The organism is Prescottella sp. R16 (assembly GCF_030656875.1).
Lineage (GTDB): Bacteria > Actinomycetota > Actinomycetes > Mycobacteriales > Mycobacteriaceae > Prescottella.
Genome location: NZ_CP130943.1, coordinates 1,941,238 through 1,962,723, shown reverse-complemented (window position 1 = coordinate 1,962,723; position 21,486 = coordinate 1,941,238). Strand labels below are relative to the sequence as shown.

The window sequence follows — 21,486 nt, the reverse complement described above, 5'->3', positions numbered from 1 at the left end:
CTTCGTGATTGACGCAAACAGCTAGCAATAGCTAGCAGATGACGGTGTCCACGCGCGCAGGGCCCCGCGTGAACACGCCCTCTCCGGCAGGATCTGTGGGCCTGCCGGAGAGGGCGGATACTGCGTTATTCGCCGTCGAGACGACGCTGCGTGTCCTCCGGGGACTCCTCGCGGCGAGGGAAGGCCGGATCGCCGGACGTGCCGGTCGCATCGGTGGTCCCGGCGTCGTCGTCCGTGTCGTTGTCGGTGATGCGCTCGCGCACGACCATCCGCGCCCACGTCGTGACGACACCGGGCGCGATCTCGAGGTCGACGGTTCCCTCGGCGAGACCGGCGACGGTGGCGTGCAGGCCCGCCGTCGTCATCACCCGATCACCGATCGACAGGGAATCCTGCAACTGGACGGTCTTCTGCATCTCCTTCTTCTGACGCCGGATACCGAGAAACATCGGTACCAGCAGAACGAGAATCAGAAGCGGAAAAAGCATCTCCATCAGGAAGTCAGTCCTCGGTTTTCGTCACACGGGTGTGGCCACGGAGCCACGTCGCGGAGCCGGGTCGGCGCCACGCCGTTCCAGTGTGCCATTGGGCACCCGGTCAATCGGGCACATCACCGTCGAACAGGCCCGGATGCGGCTCCCGCGCCCGCACCTCGATCCCCCCGATCGCGGCGTCCGGCGGCGGCGTCAACCCCAGCTGGGACCAGGCGGCGGCGGTCGCGACCCGGCCACGTGGGGTGCGGGCGATCATGCCGGCCCGCACCAGGAACGGTTCGCACACCTCCTCGACGGTGCTCGGCTCCTCCCCGACCGCGACCGCGAGCGTCGACACACCCACCGGCCCGCCCCCGAAACTGCGCACCAGCGCACCGAGCACGGCCCGGTCCAGCCGGTCGAGCCCGAGCGGGTCGACGTCGTACACCTCGAGCGCTGCCCTCGCGATGTCGAGGGTGACGACACCGTCGGCCCGCACCTCCGCGTAGTCCCGCACCCGGCGCAGCAGCCGGTTCGCGATGCGCGGGGTGCCGCGGGAGCGCCCCGCGATCTCCGCGCTCGCCTCCTCGCCGAGCTCGACTCCGAGAATCCCGGCCGACCGCAGCAGGATGCGCTGCAACTCGTCGGGCTCGTAGAAGTCCATGTGGGCGGTGAACCCGAACCGGTCGCGCAGCGGCCCGGTGAGCGCACCGGACCGGGTCGTCGCACCGACGAGGGTGAACGGGGCGATGTCGAGGGGAATCGACGTCGCACCCGGCCCCTTGCCGACGACCACGTCGACCCGGAAGTCCTCCATCGCCAGGTACAGCATCTCCTCCGCCGGCCGTGCCATGCGGTGGATCTCGTCGATGAACAGCACGTCGCCCTCGACGAGGTTGCTGAGCATCGCGGCCAGGTCCCCGGCACGTTCGAGGGCCGGACCGGACGTGAGCCGCAGCGACGTCCCCAGTTCGGCGGCGATGATCATCGCCATGCTCGTCTTGCCGAGACCGGGCGGACCGGACAGCAGGACGTGGTCGGGGGTGCCACCGCGCAGTTTCGCGCCGGTGAGCACGAGTTGCAACTGTTCGAGCACCCGCGGTTGACCGATGAAGTCGGACAACGACTTCGGGCGCAGGCTCGCCTCGATCTCGCCGTCGGAGTGCACGAACTCCGCGGTGACCGCGGATTCGTCACCGAAGTCCTCGGTCATCGTGTCTTCCCGAGCAGCGCGAGCGCCGACCGCAGCAGCGCCGACGTGGTGGCGTCCGGGTCGGCGGCGGCGACGGTGTCGGTGGCCTTCTCCGCCTGATCGGCGCGGAAACCGAGCCCGACGAGCGCCTCGACGACCTGGTCGCGCAACCCGGTCGACGATCCGCCGGGGGCGCCGGGCAGACCGGTCGCCGTCGCCACCGACTCGACCTTGTCGCGCAGTTCGACGATCATCCGTTCGGCGCCGCGCTTACCGATGCCGGGCACCCGGGTCAGTACCGTGATGTTGCCGTCCACGAGCGCCGCCCGCAACGCATCCGGTTCGAGGACGGACAGCACGGCCATCGCGAGCCGCGGGCCGACTCCGGTCACGGTCTGCAGCAGGCCGAACAGGTCGCGGGACTCGGCGTCGGCGAACCCGTACAGCGTCATCGAGTCCTCGCGGACGATCATCGACGTCAGCAGCCGGGACTCCTCGCCGCGGCGCAGCGTCGCGAGCGTGGCGGGGGTCGTGTTGACCCGGTAGCCGACGCCGGCGGCCTCGAGCACCGCGTGGTCCAGTCCGATGTCGAGGACCTCGCCCCGTACCGACGCGATCACCGCATTCCTGCCTTCACCGTGTTCCAGCCTTCCCGGCCTGCGTGCGCATGGCCGCCAGTCGCATCTCGTAGCGTCGTTTCTGTTCGGCCGCGGCGGCTTCCGCGGCCGCCATCCGGTCGAGCATCGGGGCGCGCCAACAATGACAGATCGCGAGCGCGAGGGCGTCGGCCGCGTCGGCGGGCTTGGGTGCGGTGTCGAGTCCGAGGATGCGGGTGACCATCGCGGTGACCTGCTTCTTGTCGGCGGTGCCGCTGCCGGTGACCGCCGACTTGACCTGGCTGGGTGTGTGGAAACACACCGGGATTCCGCGTTTGGCGGCCGCCAGGGCCACCACCCCGCCCGCCTGCGCCGTACCCATCGCGGTGCTCACGTTGTGCTGCGAGAACACCCGCTCGACCGCGACGACGGTGGGCCGGTACCGGTCGAGCCACTCCTCGGCGGCATTCGAGATCCCGAGCAGCCGCGACGCCAGCTCCATGTCCGGCGGCGTCCGGATCACGTCGACCGCCACCGGCCGCACCTCCCGGCCCCGGCCGGCGTCGACGACTCCGAAACCGCATCGGGTCAGGCCCGGGTCGACACCGAAGACACGCACGCGCCCACCTCTCACACCATTTCCGAACAGTTGTTCGAGCATAGCGGGAGGTGGGCGCGGGCGGGTACCGACACGCAGTCGGTCGGCGACCCCGGCTACCGGACGCGGACGATTCCGGGCATCGGGTACGTGCCGTCGATCAGGCCCGTGGTCGGACCGTAGAAGCGGGCGGCCAGCCGAAATGCGTCGTCGCGTGAGGTGGGCAGCCAGTTGCGGGCCTGCTCGGGGTCGGTCGGAGGGTCGGGCTGGAGGTAGAAGGTGACCTTGCCGTCCACGACGGAGTAGGCGCCTGCTTTCAGTAGTTCGCTGGTCGTGCTGTACCGGTCGACGGGGTTGTCGATGAAGTACCCGGCCGAGTCGTAGACCGGCAGTTCCCAGAACTCCGTCGTGGGCGGCAGGTCGTTCGTGTCGAGGGTGAGGGTGTAGTTGTTCCTCCCGTCGAGCGGGCGTCCCTCGCTGTCGTCGAAAACGTATGCGATGGTGTGGGAGTCGTACGGGACGGGCGTCCCCCACGCGACGTCGTCGGCGCCGGCCTTGGCGACGTAGTCGAGATCGTCGAAGAACAGGCTCGACTGCAGCTTCCACCCGTTCATGTCGATCTGGGTGTCTTCGAACGCCTTCTTGGCGGTTGTGCGGGCGCGGGCGAAGCCCTCGTCGATGCTCGCCTTCTGTTCGTCGGTGACCTGTGCCGGGTCGAAGATCACCCCTTCCTCCAGACCGAGACGCGCGAGCCGCTCGAGCGTCTCGGTTTCCTTGACCGAGTCGGTGCGTCGGGTGAGCGACGGATCGTTGATCGACAGGCTCAGCAGCTGCAGGTAGTCGATCGCGGTCATCGATTTGCCGATGTCGGAGATCTGGTCCATGCGGGGGAAGGTGCGGTAGTCGCCCTTGACGACGGGCTGCTCGGCCAGCGGCGGTACCCGTCCCCCGTTCGCGGTCCACAGGCTCAGCGGCGCGGCGTGGACCCCGGCCACCGTTTCCCGCGCGGCGGTCATGTCGGCGTCGTCGCGGGTCGTCACCGCGACCCGGACCGCGAGGGTGAACGAGTCGGAGGTCGCGCGGATGATCTCGGTGCCCTTGAAGCCGGCCGGAAGGTCCCCGCGCCAGGACGGACCGACGATCACGTACCGCTGCGGGTCGTTGCCGGTGAACTGGGAGCCCGCCTTGAAGAAGTAGTCCGCGTTCTGATCGCCGGCCTGCAGACTCCAGTACCGGCCGTCGGTGACTGCCGGGGTCTCGATCACGATCGGCTCCGCCGACGTGTCGAAAGCACCGCCGCTGTAGAGGGTCGACGCGTTGACCGTCGTGGCGAACCGGGTCTTCGCGTCGAACAGGTTCATCTGCGGCTGCATGCGATTGACACCCCGGTAGGCGGGTTGCCCCTCCAGCTGGGTGTACACGTACCGCAACTCGTAGTAGCCGGCGATGTTCAGGCCCCAGTAGAACGCCTCCTCGGTCAGGGCGGCGACCTCCTCGCCCGAGAGCGCCGAGTCGATCGGTCCTGCCTGTGCTTCGCCGGATGCCGCCGAACCGCACCCACCGATCGGCGTGAGAACGGACGGCAGTGCGGCGATTCCGATGATCGATCTTTTCGTCGGGTACATCCAGGCCTCCTTGTGCATGCACATTCGAGCACTTGATTAATACAAAGCGTCTTAAACGACGGGTGTGCGACGTCCAGGTCCGCAGTCGCCACCGTGGCGCCCATCCCTCGTCGTCGCGCCGCGTACGTCCCGCAGCACCGAGTAAGTCGAGCTGTCTTAGACGAGGCTCGCGGGCCGGGGGACCCGATCACCACACGAGATTCCACCCACCGGAACACTGCCCGCCCGACTACCGTCCGCCGGCGCCACCCGGCCACGAGGCCGTCCGCGGCGCCGACTCCCGGCACTGCGGACGACCCCCGGCCGACCGGGTCAGTCGGCGCGCCGCGCGGCGTCGTGGGCCGCGATGTACCCGTAGACGAGTCCCTGCCCGATCGTCGCGCCGGCACCCGGGTAGGTGTTCCCGAAGGCGTTGGCCGCCGTGTTGCCGATCGCGTAGAGGCCCGCGACGGTGCTCCCGTCCTCCCGGAGCACTCGACCGCGCTCGTCGGCCCGGACACCACCGCACGTGCCGAGATCGCTGAGCGTCATCTTCACCGCGTAGTACGACCCCTTCGTCAGCGGACGCAGGTTCGGGTTCGGGGTGATCGTGGGGTCACCGTAGTAACGGTCGTAGGCGCTGGCACCACGCCGGAAGTCCGTGTCGACACCGGCCGCCGCGGCCTCGTTGAACCGGCGGAACGTCTCCGCGAACGCCCCCTCGGGCAGTCCGGCCGAGCGGGCGAGCGCCACCGGATCCGCTGCCCGGTGGGCGATACCGGCGTCGTACCAGGACTGCGGCAGCGGCTGGCGAGGGAAGATCCCGGCCGCGAAGATGTAGCTGTTGCGGTACGCCTGGTCGAAGACGATCCACATCGACTCGACCGGGTCCCCGGCACGTTCGCGTTCGAGGAGACGCTGACCGAACGACATGTAGTCGGTGGACTCGTTGACGAACCGGCGACCGGTGTGGTCGACGACGAACGAGCCCGGCAGCGACCGTTCCGCCAACATGACCAGAGGGTCCCGGCCCGGCAGCGCGGCGACGGCCGGGAACCACCAGGCCTGGTCCATGAGCCCGATGTCCGCGCCCACCTGCTGGGCGATCCGGATGCCGTCACCGGTATTGCCCTCCGCTCCGAAGCTCTCGTGATCGGCAAGGTTCTCCGACTGGAACTTGTGGCGCATGCCCATGTCGTGGTCGAAGCCGCCGGTCGACAGGATCACGCCCCGCCGGGCCGTCACGGTCACCTCCCGACCGTTCTGCTCGACGACCGCACCGGTCACGGTGTCCCCGTCGGTGACCAGCCCGGTCAGGGACGTCTCGGTCCAGACCGGAATCTTCGCGGCGAGCACGCCGGCGAACAGTCCGGCGGCGAGGGCCTGTCCGCCGGCCGTGTACTCCCGCTTCAGGGCGAGGCCACCGATCCCCTGTGCAGCCCGCTTGACGATCCGCGGCAGCCCCTTGGACGGCACCCGCGCGACGAGGTTCATCCACTTGTAGTCCGCACCCGTCGTCGGCATCGGGACCGGGGCTTCCATCACGCCGGGGCGGAGCCGGGCACGTTCGGCGCCGAGCACGGAGGCGTCGAACGGCAGGCACTCGCACGTGCGGCCCCGCGCCGATCCGCCGGGCAGTTCGGGGTGGTAGTCGGAGTACTCCTCGGCCCAGAAGAACCGCATCGGCGTGGTGCGCCGCAGCATCTCGACGGTGGCGGCGCCGTGGTCGAGGAACGCGCTGCCGCGGCTGTCCGGGGCGGAGTCTCCGACCACCGAACGAACGTATGTGCGGGCGCGTTCGAGGGTGTCGCCGGCACCGGCTTCCTGCAGAACCGGATTCGCGGGAATCCAGAACGCGCCACCGGATCGTGCGGTCGAACCACCGACGTACTTCGTCTTCTCCACGACGAGCGTGGACAAGCCCAGTTCGTGCGCGGTCAGGGCGGCGGCCATTCCCGTCCCGGCCCCGACGACGAGCAGGTCGACGGTGATGTCACGGGCGGGTGTGGGGGCCGGCTCTCGACTGTTGCTCACAGGCACTCTCCTGTTCTCGGGATAGTGCGCTGAACGCTAGGGACAGGGACCGGGCCGCGGCCATCACGCGTCCCGCCGGGCGGGAGAGTTCGTGACATCGGTCACTCGCGGGTCGTCCGCGCGGCCGGCCCGACCGTGGAACGCAGAACTCCCGCCGGGGAACGGTCACCCGTTCCCCGGCGGGAGTTCGTCGGCGGTCGGACCGCTCGAGGTCTCGTTACGCGTCGAGTTCCGCGAGCACCTCGTCGGAGATGTCGACGTTGGTGTAGACGTTCTGCACGTCGTCGCAATCCTCGAGCGCGTCGACCAGCTTGAACACCTTGCGGGCGGCCTCGGCGTCGACGGGGACCTCGACCGACGCCCGGAAGTCCGGGTCGGCCGATTCGTATTCGACACCGGCGTCGACCAGTGCGGTCCGCACCGGGATCAGGTCGCCGGCCTCGCACACGACCTCGAACGTGTCGCCGAGGTCGTTGATCTCCTCGGCACCCGCCTCGAGCACGACCTCGAGCAGGTCGTCCTCGGTGCGGTCGTTCTTCTCCAGCACCACAACGCCCTTGCGGGTGAACAGGTAGGAGACCGAACCCGGGTCGGCCATGTTGCCACCGTTGCGGGTCATCGCGGTCCGGACCTCGCCGGCTGCACGGTTGCGGTTGTCGGTGAGGCACTCGATCAGGACGGCGACACCGTTGGGGCCGTAGCCCTCGTACATGATGGTCTGCCAGTCGGCGCCGCCGGCTTCCTCGCCGCCACCACGCTTGCGGGCCCGTTCGATGTTGTCGTTGGGGACCGAGTTCTTCTTGGCCTTCTGGATGGCGTCGAACAGCGTGGGGTTACCCGCCGGATCTCCACCACCCATACGAGCTGCCACCTCGATGTTCTTGATCAGCTTCGCGAACATCTTGCCGCGCTTGGCGTCGAGCGCAGCCTTCTTGTGCTTGGTGGTGGCCCATTTGGAGTGACCGGCCATTCGTGGGAGCCCCTTTCTGCAGCGTGCCGTGACAGAAACTACGACTCCCACGGCGGTACCACTGCACACATGTCGGAAAATCGATCCTACCTGTCCACACACCGAATCCGAATCCACGACTCCCCTGAAAGGTCACGATCGGGTAGAACTTGTTGTGTTCTCCGGACGCTCGCCGTCCGCGAGAGCACCCTTCCAGAGACGAAACTGACGAGACATCGAGATCGACGGGGCCGGGACGTCCGCCGCGCGGGGGCGTGAGACGACGAGGACGACGGCATCGTTGGGGGAAAGGCGAACGAATGCGCACTCACAGACCGGGCTTCACCGAACGGTGGAAGAAGCGGCTGGCCGGACTCGGAGCGGCAGCCCTGCTGGCGCCCGGGCTCGCGGTGGCTGCCACGCCCGCAACCGCCCAGGCCTCGCCGTGGGGTGGCTACGAGGAGGTGTTCGTCGATTCGAGCATGGGGCCGATCAAGGTCCAGATCCAGTGGGCGGCCCGCGGCGGCAACGCGGCGCTCTATCTGCTCGACGGCATGCGAGCACGGGACGACCGCAATGCGTGGTCGTTCGAGACCAACGCGTTCGACCAGTTCCGCAACGACAACATCACCCTCGTGCTGCCGGTCGGCGGCGAGTCGAGTTTCTACTCGGACTGGTACGGGCCCAGCAACTTCAACGGCCAGCAGATCACCTACAAGTGGGAGACGTTCCTCACCCAGGAACTGCCCGCCTACCTCGAGACCCGCGGCGTCTCCCGCACCAACAATGCGGTGACCGGCCTGTCGATGGGCGGATCCGCCGCACTCACCCTGGCCGCGTACCACCGCGACCAGTTCAAGTTCGCGGGTTCCTACTCCGGATACCTCAACCTGTCCGCGCCCGGCATGCGCGAAATGATCCGCATCGCGATGCTCGACGCCGGCCGCTACAACTCGGACGCCATGTGGGGCCCGCCGTGGGATCCGGCCTGGATGCGCAACGATCCGTTCGTGTTCGCCGACAAGCTGCGCGGGCTGTCGATGTACATTTCGTCCGGCAGCGGCCTGCCCGGCCAGTACGACACCCCCGGCTGGTTCCTCGGTTCACTCGGCTCGTCCGACACCGGCTCGATGGGTTCGGCCGGTTCCGCGGGCCTGACCACCTCGTTCAACACGTCCACCGCGATGGGTCTCGAAACCATCTCCCTGGCCAACACCAAGGCGTTCGAGGTGCGGTTGAACAGTCTCGGCATTCCCGCGACGTACGACTTCACGCCGCGCGGCACGCACGCGTGGGGTTACTGGTCGGAGCAGTTGTGGAAGTCCCGCGGCCAGATCCTCAACACGCTGAACGCGTGGTGACCGGACGCCGGTGACCCGGTGCGGGGAACCACGGTTCCCCGCACCGTCGGGTCAGTTTCCGCGCACCATGTCCACGAACAGTCCGTGGACGCGACGATCGCCGGTCACCTCCGGATGGAACGACGTCGCCAGCACCGGGCCCTGCCGCACCGCCACCACGGCGCCCGCGGCGGGGCCTTCCGGTACCCGGGCCAGGACGTCGACGCCCGGGCCGACCCGCTCGACCCACGGTGCCCGGATGAACACCGACCGCACCGGGCCGCCGTCGACGCCCGCGAAGTCCAGATCGGCCTCGAACGAGTCGACCTGACGTCCGAACGCGTTGCGCCGCACCGTGATGTCGAGTCCGTCGAGGTGTTCCGCGTCGGGCCGGGTGTCGAGGACTTCGCTCGCGAGCAGGATCATGCCGGCGCACGACCCGTACGCGGGCAGGCCCTCCTTCAGGCGGGCGCGCAGAGGTTCGAGGAGGTCGAACACCGTGAGCAGTCGGCTCATCGTCGTCGACTCGCCGCCCGGGATCACCAGTCCGTCGACGGACTCGAGTTCGGCCTGCCGGCGCACACTCACGGCACGCGCCCCGGACGAGTCGAGTGCCGCGAGATGCTCACGAACGTCGCCCTGCAGAGCGAGTACGCCGATGGTCGGTTGATTGGTCACGAGAGATGTTTCCTGCACTGTTCGACGCCGTTGACAGACGGAAACGCTATCAGCCGCGGCCCGTCAGTCCCGGCGCAGCAGCCGCGTCAGCCCCTCCTGCACGACGGCCGCCACGAGGTTGCCCCGACGATCGAAGATCCGGCCCTCGGTGAGGGCCCGGCCGAATCCGGCGGACGGCGACGTCTGGTCGTAGAGCAGCCAGTCGTCGGCCCGGAACGGGCGCATGAACCACAGTGCGTGGTCGAGGGACGCGCTCTGGATCGGGGTGTCCGGGTGGATGGTGCTCGCCGACGCCAGCAGCGTCATGTCGCTCATGTACGCGAGCGTGCAGATGTGGAACACCGGGTCGTCGGGCAGGGCTTCCCGGGACCGGAACCACACCTGCTGCTGCACCGGCACACCGGGTTTGCGGGCGATCCGGTCGGCCGGCACGTAACGCAGATCCCAGTCCGCCCACTCCCGGAACTCCCAGTGCAGCTCCGCACCGCCGAGGCTCGCCACATCCGGCAGTTCCTCCGGTGCGGGCACGTCCGGCATCGCATCCATGTGCTCGATGCCGTCGTCGAAGACGTGGAACGACACCGACATCGTGAAGATCGCCTGCCCGTCCTGCACGGCGGTGACCCGCCGCGTCGCGAACGAGCGGCCGTCCCGGACCCGGTCGACGAGGTACACGATCGGCATCACCGGGTTGCCGGGCCGCAGGAAGTAGCCGTGCAGGGAGTGGACGTGGAAGTCCTCGTCGACGGTCCGGACGGCGGACACCAGCGCCTGCCCGGCGACCTGCCCACCGAACGTGCGCGGCAACAGCGTCTCGGTCGCGATACCCCGGTAGATGTCCTTCTCGAGCCGCTCCAGCTCGAGAATCTCCTCGATCTTCGCCATGACACGAAACTCCTTCCGCTGCACGTGCGCTCAGGCTAGCAACGGCCCCGGACCGGTAGCCTGACACGATGAGTGACACGCTGGACGAGGGCCCCTTATTCCACGGCACGAAAGCCGGCCTCCGGATCGTCGACGACCGGGCGTGCTCACGTCAATAGATCGGCGTGGTAGCGCTGAGCCACGTCGGGGTGGGCGCGAAGGCGCGCCTTGAGGAGGTTCTCGCCGAACGTTCCCGAAATCCGGTTGTTCGGATCCTCCGTCACCCCGGGCGCATCTGCGCGCAGGTCGGCCGGCAACTCGATCAGTGGCATCGTCGACGGTAGCGCCGGGTTGAAGAAGAAGGGCACGGACAGACGTTCGGTACCCGGATCGGGCGATTGGACTCGGTGCATCGTCGCCTTGAGATAGCCGTCCGTGGCATATTCCATCAGCTCTCCGATGTTGACGACGAACGCATCGGCGACCGGAGGGACATCGATCCAGGAGCCTCGATACTCGACCTGGAGGCCGCCCTTGCCCGGCTCGACGAGCAGCAGCGTCAGCACGCCGGGATCTTTGTGCGCACCGACTCCCTGCTTGTCTTCCGCACTGTCGCGGCCCGGATATCTGACCAGCTTCATCAATGCGGACGGGCGATCGGCGAACGCGTCGTCGAAGATGTCCTCCGGGGCACCGAGGCAACTCGCCCATTCGCGCATCAGGCGCAGCCCCAGGGCACTGCACCGATGTTGCCAGTCGGTCATGATCTCGCGGAATCCGGGCAGGTTCCGAGGCCACTGATTGGGGCCGTCGAGTCGAAGATATGCGGGCTCGTCCCCGAGTGGTGCGTACTCGGCCGCGAGATCGATCTGCTCGCGCCAGTCGATGCTTCCCTGCGTGTACTCACCGCCGAAGCGGGTGTATCCGCGAAATTGCGGGCTGCCGAGCATTTCGACCGCGAGTTTGTCCTCTTCGGGGAGGGCGAAGAACGCTCGCGCGCTGTCGAACAACCGGTCCGTCGTGCCACGGTCGAACCCGTGACCGACGAGGTAGAAGAATCCCACCTCGTGGGTCGCCCGACGGAGTTGCTCCTGGAATGCCGACCGGTCGGCGGGATCGCCGTTCAGCAGCGCCATGTCGACTATCGGAAGCCCGGAAGGCACCTGTTCCACAACTCGTCCTTTCGCCGGGCGACAGTCACCCGAAGTCTGATCGGGCACTGCATCGTGCACTGCCCCGGGCGCACCGCGAACAGCCCGACGCAACTACCACATTTCGGACCACGGTACTTCGTCGCCGGCACTGCCGACAAAGTGCAGGCCCACGCTGCAGACTTCTGCAGCGTGGGCCTGTTCGTCCTGGTGAACGCGAATTACCAGCCGCGCTCGGCGAGACGGTGCGGCTGCGGGATCTCGTCGACGTTGATGCCGACCATGGCCTCACCGAGACCACGCGAGACCTTCGCGAGGACGTCGGGGTCGTCGTGGAACGTGGTGGCCTTGACGATCGCGGCGGCCCGCTCGGCCGGGTTGCCGGACTTGAAGATGCCGGAGCCGACGAACACGCCCTCGGCGCCGAGCTGCATCATCATCGCCGCGTCCGCGGGGGTGGCGATGCCACCGGCGGTGAACAGGGTGACGGGAAGCTTGCCGGCCTTGGCGACCTCGACGACCAGGTCGTACGGAGCCTGCAGTTCCTTCGCGGCGACGTACAGCTCGTCCTCGGGCAGCGACGTCAGGCGGCGGATCTCCTGGCGGATCTTGCGCATGTGGGTGGTGGCGTTGGAGACGTCACCGGTACCGGCCTCACCCTTCGAGCGGATCATGGCGGCGCCCTCGTTGATGCGGCGCAGCGCCTCGCCGAGGTTGGTGGCGCCACACACGAACGGCACCGTGAACGCGAACTTGTCGATGTGGTTCTCGAAGTCGGCCGGGGTGAGGACCTCGGACTCGTCGATGTAGTCGACGCCGAGGGACTGCAGGATCTGCGCCTCGACGAAGTGGCCGATGCGGGCCTTCGCCATGACCGGGATCGACACGGCCTCGATGATGCCGTCGATCATGTCCGGATCCGACATGCGCGAGACACCGCCCTGGGCGCGGATGTCGGCCGGAACCCGCTCGAGTGCCATGACGGCGACAGCGCCGGCGTCCTCGGCGATCTTGGCCTGCTCCGCGTTGACCACGTCCATGATGACGCCGCCCTTGAGCATCTCGGCCATGCCCCGCTTGACGCGCGCCGTGCCGGTAGTGGGGGTGGTGTCGGGGGTGCTCACAGCAATCTCCTGGGTTCTCGCCGGCTGGGGATGATCTTGTGCGCACGGACCCGTTCGGCACCGCAGCGCATGGGCAATTCTAGGACGACGCCGCCACGGCACCGATAGCCAGTGCCGGATATCCGGACCGCAATGGCGTCGGTCACATCAGCGGATCGCCCGGACCTCGGGGTCCTCGACCCGGACGACCACGAGGTTCGCCTCGCCCAGCAGATCGGCCAGATCCTGCGGGTACACCGGCTCCCCACCCTGCTGGATCGCCCGGATCTCCGCCGCCGTGCACCACCGGTGCTCGGTGACGGTGCGCTGCTCGAGTTCGGTGAAACCCCGTCCGTGCGGGACGAACTCGTCGGTCCGGACGGCGAAGAACAGTTCCTCGGAGCGGATCAGGTCACCCGCGAACGGGAAGATCGCGACCCGCCGCCACAGCGGCCCGCGCAAGTCGCTGGGAGACAGTGTCCGGCCCGTTTCTTCGGCGATCTCGCGAACCGCCGCGTCCCGCAGCGTCTCCCCCGATTCGACGGCCCCGCCGACCGTGAACCAGAACTGCGCGTCCGGGGACTGCGGATCGTGCCCGCGCAGCAGCAGGACCCGACCGCGCGGGTCGAGCAGGACGACGCGGGCGGACGTGCGTACCTCGTCGGGCTGCAGCCCCGACGGCTCGGTGCGTTCGGCGATCTCGAAGTAGGTGGGCAGCGGCGCGGTACCGCCCAGATGCAGCCACCGCACCGGCCGCCGGGTCCGCAACGCGAGGGTGTCTCGGACCGCATCGTTGTGGAAGCGGCGAGCGATCAGTACCCGGGCCTCCGCGTCGGCCAGTTCCGCCACCAGCTGCGGCGGCAGGGTGTGCGTGTCGATGTTCGCGAGCACCGCCGACAGCGCGTTCTCCGCCGTCTCCCGGTGCGTCCGGTCGGCCCGTTCGGCCTGCCCGGCGAGGGCCGTCAGCCGCCGACTCTCCACCGGACCGTTCATCGCCGACGCGATCGCCCGCACCACCACCGACCGGCGGGCCAGGGCGGCGTCGAGAGCCTGCCAGGACAGGTCCGACCGCACGTGCAACCGGTCCAGCCGGTTCGCCGTCGCGTACGCCCACGCACCGATCACCACGACGACCGCGGCGATCAGCGCGACGATCAGGATCGTCGTCGCCGAGAACGTCACGACCGCACCTCACGGACCCCGGACGATCCGACGGTGACCGTCTCGTACACGCGCAGGATCTGCTCGGCGACCACCGGCCAGTCGTATTCGCTCACCACGACACTCGCGACGTCGGTCAGCGCGCGGCGACGATCCTCGTCACCGAGGACGGCGTCGAGTGCGGACGCCAGCGCCGCCGAATCCCCGACCGGCACCAGCAGGCCCGCGGTCCCGTCGCGCAGCACCCGACGGAACGCGTCGAGCTCACTGGCCACGACGGGGGCGCCGGCCGCCATCGCCTCCACCAGCACGATGCCGAAACTCTCGCCCCCGAGGTTGGGGGCACAGTACGCGTCGACACTGCGCAGCGCCGACGCCTTCTCCGCGTCACTGACCTGGCCGAGCAGCCGCAGGTGCTTCGCGTACCGTCCGGCGTCCTTGCGGAGCTTGTCCTCGTCACCGCGGCCGACGACGAGAACCTCGAGGTCCGGGTACGTCTCGACGAGCGCGGGCAGCGCCCCGAGCAGAACGGCCATGCCCTTGCGGGGTTCGTCGTAGCGGCCGAGGAACAGCACCGTCTTACCGGCCCGCGGATACCCGGGCAGCGGCTGCGCGTTCGCGAACGCCGGCACGTCGACCCCGTTGGGGATCTCGACGGCGTCCGAGCCGAGCGATTCCACCTGCCAGCGCCTGGCCAGCTCGGACACCGCGATCCGTCCGCTGATCTTCTCCAGATACGGCTGCAGCACCCCCTGGAACGTACTGAGCACCAACGATTTCGTCGTCGACGTGTGGAACGTCGCGACGATCGGCCCCTCCGCGATCTTCATGGCGAGCATCGACAGGCTCGGCGCGTTCGGTTCGTGGATGTGCAGGACGTCGAAGTCACCGTCGGCGATCCAGCGCCGGGTCCGCGCGTACGACACCGGTCCGAACGTCAGCCGCGCCACCGACCCGTTGTAGGGGATCGCGACGGCACGGCCCGCCGACACCACGAAGTCCGGCAGCTCGGTGCCCTCCGACGCGGGCGCCAGGACGCTGACCTTGTGCCCGCGTTCGATGAACACCTGCGCCAACTCGACGACGTGCGCCTGGACGCCGCCCGGCACGTCGAACGAGTACGGGCAGACCATGCCGATCCTCATGGCGCCTCCATGCGGGCACGGCGGGCGTCGGACAGATCGTCGAGCCACAGCGGCTGCAGCATGTGCCAGTCCGCCGGGTGCGCGGCGATGTTCGACGCGAACGCGTCCGCGAGCGCCTGGGTGGCCGGTCCGACCCCGCCGGACACGTCGATCTGCGGGTCTACGGAGAAGCCCCAGCCGTCGCCGGTGAACCAGCAGTGCACGGGCAGCAGCGCCGCCCCGGTCTCGATCGCGAGCTTCGCGGGCCCGGCCGGCATCCGGGTGGGTTCACCGAAGAACGTGACCGGCACCCCCTTCGCCGCCAGGTCCCGCTCCCCCAGCAGGCACACCACCTTGTTCGCCCGGAGCCGTTTCGCGAGTTCCCCGAACGGCGGCTGCTCGCCACCGCTGAGGGGGAAGATCTCCATGCCCAGGCTCTCCCGGTAGGCGACGAACCGGTGGTACAGCGATTCGGGCTTCAACCGTTCCGCGACGGTGGACAGTCCACCCCACGTCTGCGCGCACCACACCCCGGCCATGTCCCAGTTGCCGCTGTGCGGCAGCGCCAGGACGGCCCCCTTGCCGTCGGCCATCGCCGCCTCGAGGTACTCGGTACCGACGATCACGTCGTCGAGCGCGACCCGGATCGCCGCGAGATCCATCGACGGCAGCCGGAACGCCTCCCGCCAGTAGCGCGCGTACGACCGCAGCGACTCCCGGATCAGCTCGTCCGGCACCTGTTCGGGCGGCACCCCCAGCACGCGGGACAGGTTGCGGCGCAACTGCTGCGGGCCACCGTTCCGACGGGCCGCGATGTCGGCGCCGGCGTCGAACAGGGCGGTGGCGAACCGTTCGGGCAACGCCCGCACGACCCGCCACCCGGTGGCGTAGCCGAGATCGGTGAGCCGCTCCGAGAACGACACCGGCGACGTCACGACGACTCCCCGGCGGCACCCGGCGGCGGCGCCATCGGCAGCAGTTCACGGGCCCCGGCGGAGTTGCGGACCGCGAGAACCCGCTGGAACACCGTGACGATGCTCGCGGCCGCGAGGATCCACATCGCGACGTACACCGCCCAGTGCAGCCAGCCGATACCGTAGTGACCGGCGATGCCGGTGAAACCGGCACCCACCAGCACGATGATCAGCCGGTCCGGGCGTTCGATCAGCCCGCCGTCGGCGGACAGGCCGCTGGCTTCGGCACGGGCCTTCGCATACGAGATGACCTGCGAGGTCACCAGGCAGATCAGCGTCGCGACCAGCAGCGACTTGCTGTTCTCGTGGTAGACCGCCCACCAGGCGAGACCCGCGAAGATTGCACCGTCCGCCACCCGATCGCACGTCGCGTCGAGCACCGCGCCGTAGCGGGTGCCGCCACCGCGGGCCCGGGCCATCGCACCGTCGAGCATGTCGAACATCACGAAGAACCAGATCAGCATGGTTCCCCAGAACAGATGCCCGGACGGGAAGAGGGTGAGCGCGCCCGCGATGCTCGCGACGGTGCCGATGATCGTCACCGCATCGGGGGTGAGCCCGGTCTTCACCAGGGCCCGCCCCATCGGTGCCGTCACCTTCGACACCGATGCCCGTCCGAAGAAGCTCAGCACTGCACTCCCCCCGTCCCCGCCACTCGGTGGATCACTCGTTCCAGGCTTCCGCGAGCAGGGCCCGCGTCTCGCGGAGCAGCTGCGGCATCACCTTCACCCCACCGAGGACGGTGATGAAGTTCGCGTCACCACCCCAACGCGGCACGATGTGCTGGTGCAGATGCTCGGCGAGCGAACCACCCGCTGCCGCACCGAGATTGAGTCCGACATTGAACGCGTCCGGGTTCGACACCCGCTTGATGACACGGAGCGCCTGCTGCGTGAACGCCATCAGCTCGGAGCTCTCCTCCGGCGTCAGGTCCTCGAGCGCCGCCACCCTGCGGTACGGCACCACCATCAGATGTCCCGGGTTGTACGGGTACAGGTTGAGCACCGCGTACACGTGTTCGCCGCGCGCGACGATCAGACCGTCCTCGTCGCTCATCTTCGGGATCGCGGTGAACGGCCCCTCGTCCGCGGTGTCGGTCTTCGGGGCCTCCGCGATGTACGACATGCGGTGCGGTGACCACAGTCGCTGCAGCCGGTCCGGGTCTCCGGGGCCGGTGTCGACGAGAGTGCCGTGTTCGGTCACTGGGCACCGCCGAGCAGCTCCGCCGTGGGCGAGGCGTTCTCGCGGCGCTTGATCCAATCGGCGATCGTGCGAACCGCCTCGGTGACCGGCACCCCGTTGACCTGCGTGCCGTCCCGGAACCGGAAGCTCACCGCACCGGCCTCGACGTCCCGCTCGCCCGCGAGGAGCATGAACGGCACCTTCTGGGTGGTGTGGTTGCGGATCTTCTTCTGCATACGGTCGTCGCTGGCGTCGACCTCGGCACGCACACCGAGCTTCTTCAGCTGCGCCACGACGTCGAACAGGTGGTCCTCGAACGCTTCCGCGACCGGGATGCCGACCACCTGGACGGGTGCGAGCCATGCCGGGAACGCACCCGCATAGTGCTCGGTGAGGACACCGAAGAACCGTTCGATCGACCCGAACAGCGCGCGGTGGATCATCACCGGACGATGCTTGGCGCCGTCGGTGCCGGTGTACTCGAGTTCGAACCGCTCGGGCAGATTGAAGTCCAGCTGGATGGTCGACATCTGCCAGCTACGGCCCAGCGCGTCCTGCACCTGCACCGAGATCTTCGGGCCGTAGAACGCGGCGCCACCCGGATCCGGCACCAGGTTCAGACCGGACGCCTCACCGACCTCGCGCAACGTCTCGGTCGCGGTCTCCCACAGTTCGTCGCTGCCGACGAACTTGTCCGGGTTCTTCGTCGACAGCTCGAGGTAGTAGTCGTCGAGACCGTAGTCCTTGAGCACGTCCAGGATGAACCGGAGCACGCTGGTCAGTTCGTCACGCATCTGCTCGGGGGTGCAGAAGATGTGCGCGTCGTCCTGCGTCATGCCGCGCACGCGGGTCAGGCCGTGCACGACGCCCGACTTCTCGTAGCGGTAGACCGAACCGAACTCGAACATGCGCAGCGGCAGCTCCCGGTACGACCGTCCACGCGAACGGAAGATCAGGTCGTGCATCGGGCAGTTCATCGGCTTGAGGTAGTAGTCCTGGCCGGGCTTGCGGACCGTGCCGTCCTCGTTGCGCTCCTCGTCGATGTGCATCGCCGGGAACATGCCGTCGCGGTACCAGTCGAGGTGGCCGGACACCTCGTACAGGTGTCCCTTGGTGATGTGCGGGGTGTTGACGAAGTCGTAGCCGGCCTCGACGTGCCGCTGCCGCGAGTAGTTCTCCATCTCCTGGCGGATGATGCCGCCCTTGGGGTGGAACACCGGCAGGCCGGAGCCGAGTTCGTCGGGGAACGAGAACAGGTCCAGCTCGGCACCGAGCTTGCGGTGGTCGCGGCGTTCGGCCTCGGCGAGCAGCTCGAGATGCTCGTCGAGGGCCTCGCTGGACTCCCACGCGGTGCCGTAGATGCGCTGCAGCTGCGCGTTCTCCTGGTTGCCGCGCCAGTACGCCGCCGAACTGCGCGTGATCTTGAACGCCGGAATGAACTTGGTGGTCGGGATGTGCGGGCCGCGGCACAGGTCCTTCCAGATCACCTCACCGGTACGCGGGTTGAGGTTGTCGTAGATCGTCAGCTCGTTGCCGCCGACCTCCATCACCTCGGGATCGTCGATACCGCTCTTGTCGCTGATCAGCTCGATCTTGAACGGCTCGTTCGCGAGCTCGACGCGGGCGTCCTCGATGTCCTCGACGACGCGGCGGGAGAACCGCTGCGCCTCCTTGACGATCTTCTTCATCCGCTTCTCGAGACGGGCCAGATCCTCCGGGGTGAACGGCTCGGCCACCTGGAAGTCGTAGTAGAAGCCGTCCTTGATCGGCGGGCCGATGCCGAGCTTCGCCTCCGGGAACTCCTGCTGCACGGCCTGCGCGAGCACGTGCGCGGCCGAGTGCCGGATGACACTGCGGCCGTCCTCGGTGTTCGCGGCGACGGCCTCCACCTCGACGTCGATCTCCGGCGTCCACGACAGATCCTTGAGGTTGCCGTCGGCGTCCCGGACGACGACGATCGTGTCGGGTCCCTTCGACGGGAGACCGGCCTCTCGGACCGCCGTGCCCGCAGTAGTCCCGGCGGGCACTCGGACGCGTGCGGCTGGGGTAACGGATGCGGGCGTGGTCACGGCGATGCGCTCCTAGGTATGAGAGTGTGCCCCCGGTCCCGGGAGCGACCCCATGTTATCGGCACGACGCCACGCCGAGTGGAGGCGTACCGCTGTCGGCCCGGGCCGGGTCGCTACAGCGGGCTCTCCAGCCACGATTGCTCGAGTCCCACCCATGTTCCGAGCAGATCGAAGGTACCGAGCACCCACAATGTCGCGACGACGACGATCGTCGTGAACAGCACGCCGAGGGCCTTGACGAAGACGGACCGGTGGGAGAACCACTCCATGAACCGGTCGTATCGCGCCCGAATCCAGTGCAGCATCCGGTGCGCCCACGCGAACTCGGACGCGAGGATGCCCAAACCGGCGAACACGATCAACCAGCCGGGGCCGGGATACGGAATCGCCACGATCCCGGCAGCCAGCACGATCGTGCCGACGAACCCCACCCCGATGCGGTAGGCGAGGTTCAGTGACGTGTTCGCGGCGATGCGCCTGCGACGTCGCCGCCACTTGTTCTCGGCCTCCTCGAGGATCCCGATCGGGCGGAAGCCGTCCGCATCGGGCACCCCCGATTCCTGTGGGGCGCCGTGGTGACGCTCGCCCACCACCCGATCGCCCATGATCTGCACCCACCGTCGCATCCGTGATCCGCGCCGATCGTCACGCCGACGTGATTCGAGCGTACCGACGCACGAGACACCGGCGGGGACGCGCTCGTCCTCGAACAACCGGGGACACGACCTCGAGTCGATTCGGACGAACCCGGTTCGCCGCCGGGCATCCTGCCCGATAGTGAAGTGATGCGAAGAACCCGCACGAAACTCGCTCTCGCGACGGTCGGCGCAACCGCGGCCGTCCTGACCGCATCAGGGTGCTCGGCCACCGCATCCGACCCGTCGAACGGACAACCGGCCGGGATCAATTCCCAGGGCACCGGCAAGGTCACCGGGACTCCCGACACGCTGACCGTCGCCCTCGGCGTGCAGACCCAGGCGTCCGAGGCGCAGGCCGCCCTGCAGGACAATTCACGGAAGGCCACCGCTCTGATCGACACCCTGAAGAGCAACGGGGTCGCCGACGAGGACGTCCGGACGAGTCAGCTGTCGGTGAATCCGACCTGGGAACCGGGCGGCGCGCGCATCACCGGATATCAGGTCACCAACCAGGTGACCGCGACCCTGCACGACATCTCCCAGGCCGGCACGCTCATCGATGCGGCCGCAGCCACCGCCGGCGACGCGATCCGCGTACAACAGGTGACCTTCTCCATCGCCGACGACAGCGACCTACGTGCCGAGGCGCGCAGCCGTGCCGTCCGGCAAGCACAGGATCAGGCACAGCAGATGGCCGACACAGCCGGTGTGAAACTCGGCAAGGTGCGCTCGATCGTCGAGGTGCCTGCGCAGGCACCTCGGTCGTCCGATCCGTCCATGCGCGCACCCGACGCGGTTCTCACGGACACCGTGCCGATCGAGGCGGGGTCCCAGGAACTGACCGTGAACGTCGCGGTGACATACGACATCGGCTGACGGCTGCGGACCCGAACACGTCACCCGGGAACGAGAAAGGCCCTGTCCGTAATTCGGACAGGGCCTTTCTGATGTGGTCCCGGCTGGGATCGAACCAGCGACCTTCCGCGTGTGAAGCGGACGCTCTCCCACTGAGCCACGGGACCGAACCGCGTCAATTGCTCGCGGTCGAACGAGACGAAACACTAACACCTACCGTCGCCGAACACGAATCCGCTGGTCAACACCATTTCGACGCCGCAGCCCCCTCCTCGAACCCCCCTCGAGCCCTCACCGGCCGGCGTCCTCGCGCGCGTACACGCGCGGGCACGTTTCCAACCCTCCCCACTCCCTCCCGACTCCACCCACCCCGACCACGCCACCGACAGCCGAAGGGACCCTTCGGCTCGCACGGGCGCACGGCGGGCCCCTTCAGCTGTCCCCCGGCCGTCACAGCGGGCCGCGACGACGAAAGATCACCGAACGCCGGCGCGCGGCCGCTCGCCCGCCTGCCGCAATACTGCTCGTGCATACCCTTTTTGGGCCCTGACCTGCTGATTTGTGCCTTTCTCGAATAGTCCGCTAATGTTCTCACCGCACCGGGGAAGCGGAAACGCCCCGCCGGAGCAAATGCGGATGTAGCGCAGCTGGTAGCGCATCACCTTGCCAAGGTGAGGGTCGCGGGTTCGAATCCCGTCATCCGCTCGAGAGGTTGGACTCGACCTTTTATGGTGGAGTGGCCGAGTGGTGAGGCAACGGCCTGCAAAGCCGTGCACACGGGTTCGATTCCCGTCTCCACCTCGCGCGATTAGCTCAGCGGGAGAGCGCTTCCCTGACACGGAAGAGGTCACTGGTTCAATCCCAGTATCGCGCACCAAGTTTCGCGGCAGTTCACTGTCGG

General features: G+C 68.3%; 20 protein-coding genes and 4 tRNA genes. 5 read left to right on the top strand and 19 right to left on the bottom strand.

Annotation, left to right across the window (positions count from 1 at the left end; genetic code table 11):
- Positions 1 to 125: 125 nt before the first annotated feature.
- The 7 genes from yajC to Q5696_RS09280 form a co-directional block, all read right to left on the bottom strand.
- A complete protein-coding gene (yajC, locus tag Q5696_RS09310) occupies positions 126 to 494 on the bottom strand; it encodes a preprotein translocase subunit YajC (protein WP_305094876.1) in 369 nt (122 codons plus the stop codon).
- Between the two features lie 103 nt (positions 495 to 597).
- Positions 598 to 1,686, bottom strand: coding sequence for a Holliday junction branch migration DNA helicase RuvB (gene ruvB / locus Q5696_RS09305; protein ID WP_305094875.1), 1,089 nt, complete (start codon positions 1,684 to 1,686; stop codon positions 598 to 600).
- Positions 1,683 to 2,285, bottom strand: a complete 603-nt coding sequence (gene ruvA, locus Q5696_RS09300) for a Holliday junction branch migration protein RuvA (RefSeq protein WP_305094874.1) — start codon at positions 2,283 to 2,285, stop codon at positions 1,683 to 1,685. Before ruvA ends, ruvB begins: the two co-directional genes overlap by 4 nt.
- A gap of 13 nt (positions 2,286 to 2,298) precedes the next feature.
- Complete coding sequence (gene ruvC, locus Q5696_RS09295) at positions 2,299 to 2,880, bottom strand: crossover junction endodeoxyribonuclease RuvC (protein ID WP_305094873.1); 582 nt, start codon at positions 2,878 to 2,880, stop codon at positions 2,299 to 2,301.
- Positions 2,881 to 2,975: 95 nt separating this feature from the next.
- Complete coding sequence (locus Q5696_RS09290; protein ID WP_305094872.1) at positions 2,976 to 4,484, bottom strand: DUF1254 domain-containing protein; 1,509 nt, start codon at positions 4,482 to 4,484, stop codon at positions 2,976 to 2,978.
- Positions 4,485 to 4,796: 312 nt separating this feature from the next.
- Positions 4,797 to 6,497, bottom strand: coding sequence for a 3-ketosteroid-delta-1-dehydrogenase (locus Q5696_RS09285; RefSeq protein ID WP_305094871.1), 1,701 nt, complete (start codon positions 6,495 to 6,497; stop codon positions 4,797 to 4,799).
- Between the two features lie 217 nt (positions 6,498 to 6,714).
- The gene (locus tag Q5696_RS09280; protein WP_305094870.1) at positions 6,715 to 7,467 is read right to left on the bottom strand and encodes a YebC/PmpR family DNA-binding transcriptional regulator; all 753 of its coding nucleotides are present in this window, start codon (positions 7,465 to 7,467) and stop codon (positions 6,715 to 6,717) included.
- A gap of 299 nt (positions 7,468 to 7,766) precedes the next feature.
- Here Q5696_RS09280 and Q5696_RS09275 point away from each other — a divergent pair, with 299 nt between their 5' ends.
- Positions 7,767 to 8,807, top strand: a complete 1,041-nt coding sequence (locus Q5696_RS09275; protein WP_305094869.1) for an alpha/beta hydrolase — start codon at positions 7,767 to 7,769, stop codon at positions 8,805 to 8,807.
- Positions 8,808 to 8,858: 51 nt separating this feature from the next.
- Here the strand turns inward: Q5696_RS09275 and pdxT are convergent, their stop codons facing one another.
- The 11 genes from pdxT to Q5696_RS09220 all read right to left on the bottom strand — a co-directional run bounded on the left by pdxT (position 8,859) and on the right by Q5696_RS09220 (position 19,697).
- Positions 8,859 to 9,464 carry a pyridoxal 5'-phosphate synthase glutaminase subunit PdxT gene (pdxT, locus tag Q5696_RS09270; protein ID WP_305094868.1) on the bottom strand — a complete coding sequence of 202 codons (606 nt, stop codon included), beginning with the start codon at positions 9,462 to 9,464 and terminating at the stop codon, positions 8,859 to 8,861.
- A gap of 63 nt (positions 9,465 to 9,527) precedes the next feature.
- On the bottom strand, positions 9,528 to 10,349 hold the full coding sequence (locus tag Q5696_RS09265; protein ID WP_305094867.1) for an acyl-CoA thioesterase: 822 nt from the start codon (positions 10,347 to 10,349) through the stop codon (positions 9,528 to 9,530).
- 146 nt (positions 10,350 to 10,495) lie between these two features.
- Complete coding sequence (locus Q5696_RS09260) at positions 10,496 to 11,491, bottom strand: isopenicillin N synthase family dioxygenase (protein ID WP_305095210.1); 996 nt, start codon at positions 11,489 to 11,491, stop codon at positions 10,496 to 10,498.
- A 209-nt stretch (positions 11,492 to 11,700) separates the two neighbouring features.
- Positions 11,701 to 12,603: a pyridoxal 5'-phosphate synthase lyase subunit PdxS gene (pdxS, locus tag Q5696_RS09255; RefSeq protein ID WP_137724451.1), complete on the bottom strand. Its 903-nt coding sequence runs from the start codon at positions 12,601 to 12,603 to the stop codon at positions 11,701 to 11,703.
- Between the two features lie 147 nt (positions 12,604 to 12,750).
- Positions 12,751 to 13,764, bottom strand: a complete 1,014-nt coding sequence (locus tag Q5696_RS09250) for an NUDIX hydrolase (RefSeq protein ID WP_305094866.1) — start codon at positions 13,762 to 13,764, stop codon at positions 12,751 to 12,753.
- On the bottom strand, positions 13,761 to 14,888 hold the full coding sequence (locus Q5696_RS09245; RefSeq protein ID WP_305094865.1) for a glycosyltransferase family 4 protein: 1,128 nt from the start codon (positions 14,886 to 14,888) through the stop codon (positions 13,761 to 13,763). Before Q5696_RS09245 ends, Q5696_RS09250 begins: the two co-directional genes overlap by 4 nt.
- Positions 14,885 to 15,790, bottom strand: coding sequence for a phosphatidylinositol mannoside acyltransferase (locus Q5696_RS09240; RefSeq protein ID WP_305095209.1), 906 nt, complete (start codon positions 15,788 to 15,790; stop codon positions 14,885 to 14,887). Before Q5696_RS09240 ends, Q5696_RS09245 begins: the two co-directional genes overlap by 4 nt.
- 8 nt (positions 15,791 to 15,798) lie before the next feature.
- On the bottom strand, positions 15,799 to 16,473 hold the full coding sequence (gene pgsA, locus Q5696_RS09235; RefSeq protein ID WP_305094864.1) for a phosphatidylinositol phosphate synthase: 675 nt from the start codon (positions 16,471 to 16,473) through the stop codon (positions 15,799 to 15,801).
- 31 nt (positions 16,474 to 16,504) lie between these two features.
- Positions 16,505 to 17,044: an ATP adenylyltransferase gene (locus Q5696_RS09230; RefSeq protein WP_305094863.1), complete on the bottom strand. Its 540-nt coding sequence runs from the start codon at positions 17,042 to 17,044 to the stop codon at positions 16,505 to 16,507.
- Positions 17,041 to 19,092 carry a threonine--tRNA ligase gene (gene thrS / locus Q5696_RS09225; RefSeq protein WP_305094862.1) on the bottom strand — a complete coding sequence of 684 codons (2,052 nt, stop codon included), beginning with the start codon at positions 19,090 to 19,092 and terminating at the stop codon, positions 17,041 to 17,043. Before thrS ends, Q5696_RS09230 begins: the two co-directional genes overlap by 4 nt.
- Positions 19,093 to 19,205: 113 nt before the next feature.
- A complete protein-coding gene (locus Q5696_RS09220; RefSeq protein WP_305095208.1) occupies positions 19,206 to 19,697 on the bottom strand; it encodes a TIGR02611 family protein in 492 nt (163 codons plus the stop codon).
- Between the two features lie 180 nt (positions 19,698 to 19,877).
- On the opposite strand from Q5696_RS09220, the gene Q5696_RS09215 reads away from it, so the two are divergent.
- Positions 19,878 to 20,606, top strand: coding sequence for an SIMPL domain-containing protein (locus Q5696_RS09215; RefSeq protein ID WP_305094861.1), 729 nt, complete (start codon positions 19,878 to 19,880; stop codon positions 20,604 to 20,606).
- Positions 20,607 to 20,680: 74 nt separating this feature from the next.
- Here Q5696_RS09215 and Q5696_RS09210 read toward each other — a convergent pair.
- Positions 20,681 to 20,752 (bottom strand) — tRNA-Val (locus Q5696_RS09210).
- 465 nt (positions 20,753 to 21,217) lie between these two features.
- On the opposite strand from Q5696_RS09210, the gene Q5696_RS09205 reads away from it, so the two are divergent.
- The 3 genes from Q5696_RS09205 (at position 21,218) to Q5696_RS09195 (ending at position 21,462) form a co-directional block, all read left to right on the top strand.
- A tRNA-Gly gene (locus Q5696_RS09205) sits at positions 21,218 to 21,290 on the top strand.
- Positions 21,291 to 21,315: 25 nt separating this feature from the next.
- Positions 21,316 to 21,386: transfer RNA gene (locus Q5696_RS09200), tRNA-Cys, on the top strand.
- Between the two features lies 1 nt (position 21,387).
- Positions 21,388 to 21,462: transfer RNA gene (locus tag Q5696_RS09195), tRNA-Val, on the top strand.
- Positions 21,463 to 21,486 lie beyond the last annotated feature (24 nt).